The 12,437-nt window shown below is 70.7% G+C and carries 13 protein-coding genes; 8 read left to right on the top strand and 5 right to left on the bottom strand.

What is annotated here, in order from left to right; translation table 11 throughout:
• The first annotated feature begins 76 nt into the window (after positions 1–76).
• The 4 genes from ACFLIM_RS20055 (at position 77) to ACFLIM_RS20040 (ending at position 4,725) form a co-directional block, all read left to right on the top strand.
• Positions 77–2,335, top strand: coding sequence for a molybdopterin-dependent oxidoreductase (locus ACFLIM_RS20055; protein WP_393167525.1), 2,259 nt, complete (start codon positions 77–79; stop codon positions 2,333–2,335).
• A 1-nt stretch (position 2,336) separates the two neighbouring features.
• On the top strand, positions 2,337–2,948 hold the full coding sequence (locus ACFLIM_RS20050) for an HD domain-containing protein (protein ID WP_393167523.1): 612 nt from the start codon (positions 2,337–2,339) through the stop codon (positions 2,946–2,948).
• 63 nt (positions 2,949–3,011) lie between these two features.
• The gene (locus ACFLIM_RS20045) at positions 3,012–3,890 is read left to right on the top strand and encodes a Rieske 2Fe-2S domain-containing protein (RefSeq protein ID WP_393167521.1); all 879 of its coding nucleotides are present in this window, start codon (positions 3,012–3,014) and stop codon (positions 3,888–3,890) included.
• A 28-nt stretch (positions 3,891–3,918) separates the two neighbouring features.
• On the top strand, positions 3,919–4,725 hold the full coding sequence (locus tag ACFLIM_RS20040; RefSeq protein WP_393167519.1) for an NAD(P)H-binding protein: 807 nt from the start codon (positions 3,919–3,921) through the stop codon (positions 4,723–4,725).
• Here ACFLIM_RS20040 and ACFLIM_RS20035 read toward each other — a convergent pair.
• The 3 genes from ACFLIM_RS20035 to ACFLIM_RS20025 form a co-directional block, all read right to left on the bottom strand.
• Entirely contained in the window at positions 4,718–4,939 is a 222-nt protein-coding gene (locus ACFLIM_RS20035; RefSeq protein WP_393167517.1) for a hypothetical protein, read from the bottom strand. The two genes, ACFLIM_RS20040 and ACFLIM_RS20035, sit on opposite strands and share 8 nt — an antisense overlap.
• 56 nt (positions 4,940–4,995) lie before the next feature.
• Positions 4,996–5,916 carry an SPFH domain-containing protein gene (locus tag ACFLIM_RS20030; protein ID WP_393167516.1) on the bottom strand — a complete coding sequence of 307 codons (921 nt, stop codon included), beginning with the start codon at positions 5,914–5,916 and terminating at the stop codon, positions 4,996–4,998.
• Positions 5,917–6,002: 86 nt separating this feature from the next.
• Positions 6,003–6,791, bottom strand: a complete 789-nt coding sequence (locus ACFLIM_RS20025; RefSeq protein WP_393167514.1) for an ABC transporter ATP-binding protein — start codon at positions 6,789–6,791, stop codon at positions 6,003–6,005.
• Positions 6,792–6,859: 68 nt separating this feature from the next.
• Between ACFLIM_RS20025 and ACFLIM_RS20020 the strand changes: the two genes are divergently transcribed.
• A complete protein-coding gene (locus ACFLIM_RS20020; RefSeq protein ID WP_393167513.1) occupies positions 6,860–7,579 on the top strand; it encodes a hypothetical protein in 720 nt (239 codons plus the stop codon).
• Positions 7,580–7,583: 4 nt separating this feature from the next.
• On the opposite strand, the gene ACFLIM_RS20015 is transcribed toward ACFLIM_RS20020, so the two are convergent.
• Complete coding sequence (locus ACFLIM_RS20015; protein WP_393167512.1) at positions 7,584–8,198, bottom strand: response regulator; 615 nt, start codon at positions 8,196–8,198, stop codon at positions 7,584–7,586.
• Positions 8,195–9,310: a GAF domain-containing sensor histidine kinase gene (locus ACFLIM_RS20010; RefSeq protein ID WP_393167511.1), complete on the bottom strand. Its 1,116-nt coding sequence runs from the start codon at positions 9,308–9,310 to the stop codon at positions 8,195–8,197. Before ACFLIM_RS20010 ends, ACFLIM_RS20015 begins: the two co-directional genes overlap by 4 nt.
• Before the next feature lie 125 nt (positions 9,311–9,435).
• On the opposite strand from ACFLIM_RS20010, the gene ACFLIM_RS20005 reads away from it, so the two are divergent.
• The 3 genes from ACFLIM_RS20005 to serB all read left to right on the top strand — a co-directional run bounded on the left by ACFLIM_RS20005 (position 9,436) and on the right by serB (position 12,437).
• Complete coding sequence (locus ACFLIM_RS20005) at positions 9,436–10,092, top strand: SDR family oxidoreductase (protein ID WP_393167510.1); 657 nt, start codon at positions 9,436–9,438, stop codon at positions 10,090–10,092.
• Positions 10,089–11,099, top strand: a complete 1,011-nt coding sequence (locus ACFLIM_RS20000; protein WP_393167509.1) for an S-adenosylmethionine:tRNA ribosyltransferase-isomerase — start codon at positions 10,089–10,091, stop codon at positions 11,097–11,099. Before ACFLIM_RS20005 ends, ACFLIM_RS20000 begins: the two co-directional genes overlap by 4 nt.
• A gap of 117 nt (positions 11,100–11,216) precedes the next feature.
• The gene (gene serB / locus ACFLIM_RS19995) at positions 11,217–12,437 is read left to right on the top strand and encodes a phosphoserine phosphatase SerB (RefSeq protein WP_393167508.1); all 1,221 of its coding nucleotides are present in this window, start codon (positions 11,217–11,219) and stop codon (positions 12,435–12,437) included.

The raw sequence follows: 12,437 nt of genomic DNA, 5'->3' as shown, positions 1-12,437 counted from the left end.
CCGCGGGGGCTCCGGGGCTTCCCCATGCGTACGGTACGAGCCAAGATGAGTTCAGCTGGCGAACTCAGGAGTCGTGATGACGTCGACCGTCCACCGGACTTGTCCCCTCTGCGAGGCCGTCTGCGGCCTGACGCTCACCCTCGACGAGGGCGGGCACGTGACAAGCGTCCGCGGCGACAAGGAGGATCCGTTCAGCAAGGGGTTCATCTGCCCGAAGGGCGCCAGCCTCGGCCGGCTCGACGAGGACCCCGACCGCCTCCGCAAGCCGCTGATCAGGGAGGGCGACCTGTGGCGGGAGGTCGGCTGGGAGGAGGCGTTCGCCGCCGTCAAGGCGGGGCTCGACCGAGTCGCCGACCGCCGGTCCGTCGCGGTCTACCTGGGCAACCCGAACGCGCACAGCATGGCGGGAGCCCTGTACGGCGCGCCGCTGATCAAGGCGCTCGGCACCCGCAACGTCTACTCCGCCAGCACCGCCGACCAGATGCCCAAGCACGTGGCGAGCGGGCTCATGTTCGGGCATCCGCTGGCCATCCCCGTCCCCGACCTGGACCGGACCGACTACCTGCTGATGCTGGGGGCCAACCCGCTGGAGTCCAACGGGTCGCTGTGCACCGCGCCCGACTTCCCCGGCAGGCTGAAGGCCCTGCGCGGGCGCGGCGGGCGGCTCGTCGTGGTCGATCCGCGCCGGACCAGGACCGCTGCGCTGGCCGACGAGCACGTCTTCGTGCGTCCTGGAACCGATGCCTACCTGCTGTTCGGGATCGTCCACACGTTGTTCGCCGAGGATCTCGTCACGCCTTCAGCTGTGATGGATCCGCAGCGAAGCGAGGACATCCATCACAGCACGCCGAGCGGAGGTCGGCCAGCGAACAGAGTCAACGGGCTGGACCAGGTGCGCAAGGCGGCCAAGCACTTCCCGCCGGAGGCGGTGTCCCGGCGTACCGGAGTGCCTGCCGAGGTGATCGTGCGGCTGGCCAGGGAGCTGGCGGCGGCCCCCACGGCCGCCGTGTACGCCAGGATCGGCACCTGCACGGCCGAGTTCGGCACGCTGGCCCAGTGGCTGGTGGACGTGCTGAACGTGCTCACCGGCAACCTCGACCGGCCTGGCGGCGCCATGTTCCCCAAGCCAGCCACCGAATTCGGCATGCGGCGCAGGCCGTACCAGGTGGGGCGGTGGAAGAGCCGGGTCAGGGGGCTGCCCGAGGCGAACGGCGAGTTGCCGGTGGCCACGCTCGCCGACGAGATCGAGACCCCGGGCGAGGGACAGGTCACGTTCCTGCTCACGGTGGCGGGCAACCCCGTGTTGTCCGCGCCACACGGGGCCAGGCTGGACGCGGCGTTCGGGCGGCTGGACTTCATGGTGAGCGTGGATCCGTATCTGAACGAGACCACCAAGCACGCCAACGTCATCCTGCCCCCGCCCCGCGTGCTGCAGTCGGGGCACTACGACTTCGCGCTGCTCGGGTTCGCCGTGCGCAACTACACGCGGTACTCGCCACCGCTGCTGCCGCTCGACGGGCAACCCTCGGAGGCCCAGATCCTCGCCAGGCTGGCTGCGATCGCTTCTGGGATCGCATTGGGCTTGGACGGGGACCTGGACGCGTTCGTCATCGACGAGATGTTGCGCAAGGCCGCCGAGACGCCCGGCTCCGGGATCGAGGGGCGGGACGTGGCGGAGCTGCGCGACGCGCTGGAGGGTGAGACGGGCGGCGAGCGCCGGCTCGACCTCATGCTCAGGCTCGGTCCCTACGGCGAGTGGGCGGGCAAGGGCGACCTGTCGCTGCGCAAGCTGCTCGACAATCCGCACGGCCTGGACCTGGGCGCCTTGGAGCCCAGGCTGGACGAGGTGCTGAAGACCGCCTCCGGGCTGGTCGAGCTGGCGCCGCCGCAGCTCATCGAGGACGTGGAACGGCTGCGCGGCAAGCTGGCGGAGGAGCCGCCGGAGATCGTCCTGATCGGGCGGCGCCACCTGCGCTCCAACAACAGCTGGCTGCACAACGTGGGCCCGCTGGTCGGCGGCAGCAACACCTGCACGCTGCAGATCAATCCGGCCGACGTGGCCAGGCTCGGACTCGGCGGGGAGGCCGTGGTCCGCTCGGCGAAGGGGCAACTCACCGTGCCGCTCGAACCCACCGACACGATCATGCCGGGCGTGGTCAGCCTGCCGCACGGCTGGGGGCACGCGGGAAGTGCACAGAGCGTGGCGGCCGAGCATCCGGGAGTGAGCGTCAACACGCTGACCGACGAATCCACCATTGACGTTCCAAGTGGTAACGCAGTGTTCAACGGAGTGCCGGTCACGATTTCACCAACCGGGGTGATCATCGCACATTAGGGTGTCGCGCGTGACTATCGCGCCAGAAGAGGACCGCCTGAACGCCCAGATCGCCTTCGCCATCGAAATCGACAAGTTGAAGCGGATCATCCGCCGCAACCATCTCATCGACGGTTCGCGGCGGGAGAACACCGCAGAGCACTCCTGGTACGTGGGCACGTTGGCGATGATCCTCGGCGAGCATGCCCCGCCCGGGACCGACCTCCAGCGGGTGGTGGCCATGCTCCTGGTGCACGACCTGGTCGAGATCGACGCCGGTGACACCTTCGTCTACGACCACGTGGCGGTCGCGGCCCAGGCCGAAGCCGAGACCGCCGCCGCCGACCGCATCTTCGGCCTGCTGCCCGGCGAGCAGGCGGGGGAGCTGCGGGAGTTGTGGGACGAGTTCGAGGCCAGGAAGACACCGGAGGCGAGGTTCGCCAAAGCTCTTGACCGCTTCGCCCCGATCCTGGCCAACCACCACACCGAGGGCGGCACGTGGCCGCTGTTCAAGGTGAAGGCCGCGCAGGTCAGAGAGAAGGTGCGGATCATCCAGGACGGGTCCCCCTCGTTGGGCGCGTACGCCCTGGAGCTGGTAGAACTCTCCGTGGCAAGGGGTCACCTGTCAGAGTGATCCCCTCAAGCCGGGGGTAGGGGACTTGTCGTGACAGAGGAAGTACGAGCGAAACGTCGGCATTTGCGGGGTTTGGCCGGGCCGGTTGCGCTCGCCGATCGGCTGGAGAAGTCGAAGGCCATGGACCGGCCGATCAGGGTGCTTGCCACGACCGTACGCCGGCGCCTTCGCCAGGGCCGGCTACGCGACCTGCTGCACGGCGTGCCCACGGGCAAGCCGCTGCACCCGCCGCTGGCCACGGTCAGCCTGGGCTGCTGGCTCTCGGCGGCCGTGCTGGACCTGGCCGACGCCGACCCCCGGGCCACCCGGTTGCTGCTGGCCACGGGCATCGCCAACGCGGTGCCGACGGCCGCGGCCGGGCTGACCGACTGGTCCTCGCTCCACCGCGAGCAACAGCGGGTGGGATTCGTCCACATGTTGTCGAACCTGACCGCGATCGGGCTGTTCTCCGCCTCCCTGCTGGCCCGGGTGCGCGGGCAGGAACGCTCAGGCCGGCTGTTGTCCTTCGCCGGGCTCGGCGTGGCCGGCCTCGGCGGCTACCTCGGCGGCCACCTGGCCTACCGGCAGGCCGCGGGAGCCAACCACGCGCCGCAGGTCACGCACCTGGTGCCGCTGGGCTGGCACGACCTGTGCCCGCTCAGGGACCTGCCGGACGGCCGCCCGGTGGCGCGGCGGCTCGGCTACATCCAGCTCTTCGTGTTGCGCCGGGGCGACGCCGTGACCGTGCTCGGCGACCGCTGCCCGCACCTGGCGGGCCCGCTGCACCAGGGCAGGCTCGTCATCGAGAACGGGGAGGAGTGCGTGGTCTGCCCGTGGCACAGCAGCACGTTCAGGCTGGCCGACGGCTCGGTGAAGCACGGACCCGCGACCGCTCCCGCGCCCATGTTCGAGACGAGGGTACGGCGTGACGGCACGATCCAGGTACGGCCGGGGTTGACCTGAAGTTTGGTTGAGGTCCTACCGTCGAACCATGGGCAAAATCCTGGTGACCGGCGCGACCGGCAATGTCGGCAAGCACGTGGTTTCCCAGCTCGCCGAGGCTGGGCTCGAGGTACGGGCACTCGTCAGGGACCCCGGACGGGCGTGGCTGCCCGCGGAGACGGTACGCGGCGACCTGACCGTGCCCGAGACGCTGGAGCCCGCGCTGAAGGACGTCGAGAGCGTGTTCCTGCTCTGGCCGGGCTTCACCACGGACCACGCCGCAGAGGTGGTCACCACGATCGCCGAGCATGCGCGACGCGTCGTGTACCTGTCGGCCAACGTGCCGGAGCAGCCGGTGAAGCATTACCACGAGATCGAGCGGCTGATCCGGCATTCGGGGCTCGGCTGGACGTTCCTGCGGCCCGGGGGTTTCGCGGCCAACACGCTCGGCTGGGCCGGGCAGATCAGGCAGGGCGTCGTGCGCTGGCCGTACGGGCAGGCCGCCCGATCGCTGATCCACGAGAAGGACGTCGCGGCCGTGGCCGTGCACGTGCTCACCTCGGCGGGCCACAACGGGGCCACCTACGTGCTCAGCGGCCCCGAGCAGTTGACCCAGGCCGAACAGGTCCGGGTGATCGGCGAGGTCACCGGACGCGAGGTGCGCTGGGAGGAGCAACCGCCGGAGGAGGCCCGCGACCAGTTCACGGCCGCCTGGTTCGTGGACAGCGCGCTGAAGACCTGGGAGAGCTTCGTGACGACTCCTGAGCAGCTCACCGACACCGTGGAGCGGCTGCTCGGGAGAAGCCCGCTGACGTTCCGCCAGTGGGCGGAGGAGCACGCGGCCGACTTCAGCTGACCTCGTCCGCGGGGTGCTCCACGAGGGCGAGGATGCGGCTGGACATGAACCTGGCCGTGCGCACCGCCGTACCGCTGCGGGTGACCTCGGTCACCTCCACCAGCCCCCGCCGCGTGGCCACCTCGACCCGCCGGCCGGCGCGGGTGGCCCTGATCTCGTAAGTACGCGGCGAGCCGCCGGCATCGATGACGATCTCCACCCGATCACCCTTCATGTACGGATTTATACCCGCAATGCCCGATATTTATCCGTACACCAGTACGACAATCGTCAGGCGTCCGGGTTCTTGGGGGGTGTGAAGAGGCCGCCCAGGTTCTCCAGGACCTTGCCCATCTCCGACGGTACGATCCAGATCTTGTTGGCGTCGCCCTTGGCGATCTCGGGCAGCGTCTGCAGGTACTGGTAGGCCAGCAGGTGCTGGTCGGGGTTGCCCTCGTGGATGGCCTTGAAGACCATGCCGATCGCGTCCGCCTGCCCCTTGGCGCGCATGGCCTGCGCCTCGGCCTCCGCCTGGGCCCGCAGCACGGCCGCCTCCGCCTCGCCGCGCGCCCGCAGCACCGACGCCTGCTTCTCGCCCTCGGCCTGCAGGATCGCCGCCTGGCGCTGCCCCTCGGCGGTCAGCACGGCGGCCCGCTTGTCGCGGTCGGCGCGCATCTGCTTCTCCATCGAGTCCTGGATGGAGGCGGGCGGGTCGATGGCCTTGAGCTCGACCCGGTTGACCCGGATGCCCCACTTGCCGGTCGCCTCGTCGAGCACGCCGCGCAGCGCGGTGTTGATGTCCTCGCGCGAGGTCAGCGTGCGTTCCAGGTCCATGCCGCCGACCACGTTGCGCAGCGTCGTGACCGTGAGCTGCTCGACGCCGATGAGGAAGTTCGCGATCTCGTACGTGGCCGCCTTCGGATTGGTGACCTGGAAGTAGATGACGGTGTCGATGGACACCACCAGGTTGTCGGAGGTAATGACCGGCTGCGGAGGGAAGGACACCACCTGTTCCCGCAGGTCGATCATGTCCTTGATGCGGTCGATGAACGGCACCACCAGGTTCAGCCCCGGGGTCAGCGTCCGGTGGTAGCGGCCCAGGCGCTCGATGATGGCGGCCGTGGCCTGCGGGATGATGCGGATCGTGCGGGCCACCCCGAAGCCCACGGCCGCGACCACGACGATGGCGACGATGAGCTGCTGGGTGGACATGGCGACGCTCCGAAGTCGAGGGGACCGACTTCGTCGATGCTATTGGGTTTCAGCTATCAGCGGCCTTTATCCGCATAAATGGTGATCTAGTGAGCTCGGGCGTACCAACGGCCCTCGTTCCCGCGGTCCAGCGAGAGCGGCACCCCGAACGTCTGCGACAGGTTGTCCGACGTCATCACGTGCTCCAGCGGCCCCTGGGCCACCACGGCGCCGTGCCGCAGCAGCAGCCCGTGCGTGAACCCGCTCGGCACCTCCTCCACGTGATGCGTCACCAGCACCAGCGTCGGCGAACGGTAGTCGCCCGCCAGCAACGACAACCGCCGCACCAGGTCCTCGCGCCCGCCCAGGTCGAGCCCGGCCGCGGGCTCGTCGAGCAGCAGCATCTCGGGGTCGGGCATGAGCGCGCGGGCGATCTGCACCCGCTTGCGCTCCCCCTCCGACAACGTCCCGAACCGCCGCCTGATCAGGTGGGCCGCCCCCATCATGTCGATCAGCTCGACGGCCCTGGTCACGTCGTTGGAGTCGTATTCCTCCGTCCAGCGGCCCATGATCGCGTAGGCGGCGGTCAGCACGAGGTCGATGACCTTCTCCTCCGCCGGGATGCGCTCGGCCAGCGCGGCGCTCGCCAGCCCGATCCGCGGCCTCAGATCGAACACGTCCGCCTGCCCCAACCGCTCCCCGAGCACCTCGACCAGGCCCTCACTCGGATAGAGCAACGTGGCGGCGACCTGCAACAACGTGGTCTTGCCCGCGCCGTTGGGACCGATGACGACCCACCGCTCGTCCTCGTTGACCGTCCAGTCGATGCCGCGTAGCAGGGCCGCTCCGTCGCGCCTGACGGCGACATCCTGGAGCCGCAGCACCTGACCACCCATCCCCGATACCTCCTTAGGAGTCACCCTCGGGACAAACCTATTGCAGGGCGAACGCTTATCGTGGATCGGTGCGCCCTGAATCGCCTGTCTGTCCCTCCCTGGTCGCCTGGGGCAACGCGTGGCTCGCCGGTCACGTGGGCCTCGACGAGGCGGCTGACCACGTGGAAGCCGCCGGCGGGCCCGCCGTCGCGGGCGACCTTCCGCTGCGTAAATACCTCGCAAACCTGCGGTCCGACGGTTTGCGCGAGCTCAGGCTCGCGCTCCCGGCGCCCGGCGACCCGCTGGGGCTGTCGGGGCCGGCGTCGTTCAACTCGGCGGCGGTCGACGTCGGCCAGGCCGCGATCGCCGTGCTCGACGAGCACAACCTCGGGCTGGTGCCCGCGGCGGACCTGCGCGGGTCCTCCTATGTCGGGGTACGCCTGGAGGTGCACGACGCCGGTCCCGTACGCCCTGACCTGCCGTCGTTGTCCGAGGCCGAACGGGAGTTGTCCGACGCCATCCGGTCGGCCACCGAGGCGCTGGCCTCCGTCGACGGTCCCGCGCAGGAGCGTCCTGAGCGGCTGGGGCAGCGGGGCGGCGAGCTGGCGCCCGGCTATCCGGCGCGGGCGCACCGAGTCTCCACCCTCGCCACGCGGCTGGCCACCGTGTTGCGCCTGGCCGACGAGCGCGGACTCACCTCGGGACAGATCGCCGCACGCAGTGTGGCCCTGCGCGAGCTCGACCGCGCGGTACGCCGTGCGCTCGTGGCCGCCCACCACGCGATCTTCGAGCCGCTCAGGGACGAATAGCCGATCAGGCCAGGCCATGGCGTACCGCATAGAGCGCGGCCTGGGTCCGGTCCTGCACACCCAGCTTCATCAGCACGTTGGAGACGTGGGTCTTGACCGTCTTCTCCGCGACGGTCAGGCTCCTGGCGATCTCCCTGTTGGACCGGCCGGCCGCGATCAGCGCGAGCACCTCACGCTCGCGCTCGGTCAGCGACACCGGAGCGGGCGTGCCGTTCGGCGCGGCCAGCATCGCCTCCGCCGCCTCGGGAGCGAGCAGCACCTGCCCTCCGTGCACCGCCCGCACGGCCTGGACCAGCGCGGGCGGATCGACGTCCTTGTAGAGGAACCCCGACGCCCCCGCCCGCATCGCGGGCCCGACGTCTGACCGGTCGCTCACGGACGTCAGCACGACGACCCTGGTCGGCGAGCCGGTCAGCCGCTCCAGCGCGCCGAGCCCGTCGAGCACCGGCATCTTCAGATCCAGCAGCAGCACGTCGGGAGCCAGCTCCCCGACCAGCTCGACGGCCTGCGCCCCGTCGCCGGCCTCGCCGACGACCGTGATGTCGTCCTGCAGGTCGAGGAACGTACGCAGCCCCTGCCGCACCACTGGATGATCGTCGGCGATCACGACCCGGATCAAGCACCCACCTCCACGCGGACGGTCGTCCCCCTGCCGCGGGCCGAGTCGACGGTCATGACGCCGCCGACGGACTCGGCCCTGTCGCGCATCGACACCAGGCCCAGGCCGCGCGACTCCGCCTGCTCGAAACCGTCGCCGTCGTCGTGGACGGTCAGCGCCAGCTTGCCGTCCTCGAAGACCAGGCGCACGGAGACGCGGGCGGCCCCCGAGTGCCGCAGCGCGTTGTGCAGCGCCTCCTGGGCCACTCTCAGCACCGCCACCTCGGCCGCCGAGTCGAGCTCAGGCAGCTCGTCACACTCGAAGGTGACCTCGGACGGGTGCAGCCGGTCCAGCATCCGTACGTGCTTGCGCAGCGTCTCGGCCAGCCCGTGCCGGTCGAGCTCGGCCGGGCGCAGCTCGACGATCACCGCCCGCAGCTCGGCCAGGGCCTCTCCGGCCAGCCGCTGGACGCGTTCGAGCTCGGCGGCCGCCTTGTCCGGCGCCTTGTCGAGCATGGCGGAAGCGGCCTGGGCGGTGAGCCTGAGCGAGAACAACTTCTGCGTCACGGCGTCGTGCAGCTCGCGGGCCACGCGATTGCGCTCCTCCAGCATGGCCAGCTCGCGGCCGCGCTCGTAGAGCCTGGCGTTGGCCAGCGCGATGGCGGCGTGCGCGGCGAACAGCGTGAGCAGCTCCTGGTCCTCCTGCGTGAAGCCGCCCGGCGTGCGCTTGTTGGCCAGGAAGATGATGCCCAGCACCTGCTCGCCATCGCGGATCGGCACGCCGAGGAAGTCCTTCATCACCGGATGCGCCTTCGGCCACCACTCGAACCTGGGGTCTTTGCGCAGGTCGGGCAGCCTGGCGGGGGTGCCCTCGCGGAGCATCGCGCCGAGCATGCCGTGCTGTCTGGGCAGCGGCCCGATCGCGTCCCACTGCTTGTCCGTGATGCCCTCGGCGACGAACTCGGCGAACGAGCCGTCGTCGTCGGGCACGCCGAGCGCGGCGTAGCGGGCGTCGAGCAGCCGCTGCGCCGAGCGGACGATGACCTGCAGCACCTCGCGGACCGACAGGTGGCGGGTGACCGCGAGCACCGCGGAGCTCACCGCCTGCAGGATCTCGTCTCGGTCGGGGGTCACGGCACCCACTCTATGGGGGGCCGCGTCCAGCGAGTCGGCGTCTATGGTCCTAGGACGATGTGCCCAGGCCCGGGCGGGCCCTGCGCCCGATGTGCGGTCTGGGTCGCGTTTTTTACCGTCGGAGCATGACGAACACCGCACTTATCACCGGTGCCTCCCGCGGACTCGGCCTCGCCCTGGCGCGGTCGCTGGCCGGGGCGGGCTGGGACCTCGTACTCACCGCCCGCGGCGCGGCCGACCTGGAGCGGGTCGCGGCCGAACTGGGCGCCACCGCGATCCCGGGGGACGTGACGGACCCGGCCCACGTCGAGCGGCTGGCCCGCGCGGCGCCCGAACTGGACCTGCTGGTCAACAACGCCAGCGACCTGGGCGTGACCCCGTTGCCGCCGCTGGCGGGCTACCCGCTGGAGGCGTTCCGGGTGCTGCTGGAGACGAACGTGACCGCGCCCCTCGCCCTCATCCAGGCCACGCTGCCCGCGCTGCGTGCGGCCCGCGGCGCTGTCGTGAACATCACCTCGGACGCCGCCACCGGCCCGTACGAGGGCTGGGGCGGCTACGGCGCCACCAAGGCGGCCCTGGAGCAGCTCTCCAACGTGTTGTCGGCCGAGGAGCCCGAGCTGCGCGTCTGGTGGGTCGATCCGGGCGAGATGAACACCCGCATGCTCGCCGACGCCGTCGGCGCCGAGGAGGCCGCGGCCGCCGCCGACCCCGCCAAGGTGGCCGCGGCGCTGTACGACCTGGTCAGCGCGCGTCCGGCCAGCGGAAAAGTGAGCCTGCAATGACGCTGGCACTGGACTTCGCCCTGCCCCCGGACCTGTCGGCCCACGAACCGCCCGAGGCCAGGGGGCTGTCCAGGGACGCGGTGCGCCTGATGGTCTCGCGCGGCGACCTCGCCCCCTCCCACCACCGCTTCAGCGACCTCCCCGGGCTGCTCTACCCCGGGGACCTGATCGTGGTGAACAACTCGGCGACCCTGCCCGCGGCCGTCCGGCTGGACCGGCTGGCCGTGCACTTCTCCACCGCCAGGGAGGACGGGACGTGGCTGGTGGAGCTGCGCCGGCGTACCTCGAAGGCGTCCGAGCCCTACGGCGGGGGCGAGCCGGGCGAGTGGCTGCCGCTGCCGGGCCGGGCCACGTTGCGGCTGCTCGAGCGGGAGACGCCGCGGCTGTGGCGGGCGGTGCTCGACCGGGAGGTGGAGCCGTACCTGGAGGCGTACGGGATGCCGATCCGCTACTCGTACGTGGACCGGGACTGGCCGATCGACGCCTACCAGACCGTGTTCGCGACCGTGCCGGGGAGTGCCGAGATGCCGAGCGCGGCCAGGCCGTTCACCGCCGATCTGGTGACGGCGCTGGTGGCGCGCGGGATCGGGATCGCGCCGATCACCCTGCACACGGGCGTGGCCTCGCCGGAGAAGAACGAGCCGCCCTATGCGGAACGGTACGAGGTGCCCGCCTCCACCGCCCGGCTGGTCAATTCGGCCAAGGAGAGCGGGAACCGGGTGGTGGCGGCGGGGACGACCGTCGTACGGGCGCTGGAGACGGCCGCGGGCGCGGACGGGCGGGTCGTCGCCTCGGCGGGCTGGACCGGGCACGTGGTCACCCCTTCGCATGGTGTGCGGGCGGTCACGGGGCTGATCACCGGGCTGCACGAGCCGCGATCCAGCCACCTGCTGATGCTGACCGCGATAGCGGGGAAAAAGGCGCTGGCCAGCGCGTACGAGGAGGCGCTACGGGAGGGATATCTGTGGCACGAGTTCGGCGACACGCACCTGATTCTGATGAAATAACCTTTTCCTGGTCTTTACCGCCGTTCCCGGCTACTGCCGAGAACAAGGGCCGCACCCCCGTCCGAATGCCGAGCCTGCTTCGCGAGCACCGGACCGGGCGCAGTACCGTGGCTGGATGTGGACCAGCGCACCCTCCTGATCACCCTGACCGGCCCTGACCGTCCAGGCGTAACTTCGCGGCTCTTTTCCGTTTTGTCCGGCTTTCCGGTGACGGTCGCGGACGTCGAGCAGGTCGTCATCCGAGGCAGGCTCACGCTCGGCGTGCTCGTCGCCTACGCGGGCGGCTCCCCGACGGGCACCGGCACCACCCTCGGCGCCATGTGGACCGCCGTGGAGCGTGTGGCCGAGGACCTCGGCCTGGAGGTGGAGCTCTCCACCGGATCCCAGACCAAGGAGCAGCGCCGCCGCGGCCGCCTGTCGGTCAGCGTGCTCGGCGCCACGTTGCAGCCCGCCGCCATCGCGGGCATCGCCGGTCGCATCGCCGCCGCCGGCGCGAACATCGACCGCATCGAACGCCTCGCCCAGTCGCCGGTGACCTGCATCGAGATGTCCGTCTCCGGCGCCGACCCGACCTTCCTCCGCGTGGAGCTGGCGGCCGAGGCCGTGGCCCAGGAGGTCGACGTGGCCGTGCAGCGCACGGGCCTGTCGCGGCGGGCCAAGCGGCTGATCGTCATGGACGTCGACTCGACGCTCATCCAGGGCGAGGTCATCGAGCTGCTGGCGGCGCACGCGGGCTGCGAGGAGGAGGTGGCCAGGGTCACCGAGGAGGCCATGCGCGGCGACCTGGACTTCGCCGAGTCGCTCCGGCGCCGGGTGGCGCTGCTGGAGGGGCTGCCCGCCGAGGTGTTCGAGAAGGTGCGCAAGCAGGTCGTGCTCACCCCCGGCGCCCGTACGCTGGTGCGCACGCTCAAGCGGCTCGACTACCGCTTCGCCATCGTCAGCGGGGGGTTCACGCAGATCACCGACGGGCTGGTGGAGGAGCTGGGGATCGACTACTCGGCCGCGAACGTCCTGGAGGTCATCGACGGACGGCTGACCGGGAAGGTCGTGGGCGAGATCGTCGACCGGCCCGGGAAGGCTCGGGCGCTGAAAAGGTTCGCCGAGGAGGCTCACCTGCCGATCTCGCAGACGGTGGCCATCGGGGACGGGGCCAACGATCTGGACATGATCGCGGCGGCCGGGCTGGGGATCGCGTTCAACGCCAAGCCGGTGGTACGGCAGGCGGCGGACACCGGCATCAACACGCCTTACCTGGACTCGATCCTCTACCTGCTGGGGATCTCCCGGGACGAGGTCGAGGCGGCGGACGCGGAGGACGGCGTACTGAGTGTGGGCTGA

Source organism: Nonomuraea marmarensis, assembly GCF_043197025.1.
GTDB classification, from domain to species: domain Bacteria; phylum Actinomycetota; class Actinomycetes; order Streptosporangiales; family Streptosporangiaceae; genus Nonomuraea; species Nonomuraea marmarensis.
This window is presented reverse-complemented; position numbering and strand designations above follow the sequence as displayed.

Coding starts and splice junctions, on each gene's coding strand:
- ACFLIM_RS20000 (WP_393167509.1), top strand. CDS start 10,089: ATGACGCTGGCACTGGACTTCGCCCTGCCCCCGGACCTGTCGGCCCAC.
- ACFLIM_RS20055 (WP_393167525.1), top strand. CDS start 77: ATGACGTCGACCGTCCACCGGACTTGTCCCCTCTGCGAGGCCGTCTGC.
- ACFLIM_RS20025 (WP_393167514.1), bottom strand. CDS start 6,791: ATGGGTGGTCAGGTGCTGCGGCTCCAGGATGTCGCCGTCAGGCGCGAC.
- ACFLIM_RS20040 (WP_393167519.1), top strand. CDS start 3,919: ATGGGCAAAATCCTGGTGACCGGCGCGACCGGCAATGTCGGCAAGCAC.
- ACFLIM_RS20005 (WP_393167510.1), top strand. CDS start 9,436: ATGACGAACACCGCACTTATCACCGGTGCCTCCCGCGGACTCGGCCTC.
- ACFLIM_RS20030 (WP_393167516.1), bottom strand. CDS start 5,916: ATGTCCACCCAGCAGCTCATCGTCGCCATCGTCGTGGTCGCGGCCGTG.
- ACFLIM_RS20035 (WP_393167517.1), bottom strand. CDS start 4,939: ATGAAGGGTGATCGGGTGGAGATCGTCATCGATGCCGGCGGCTCGCCG.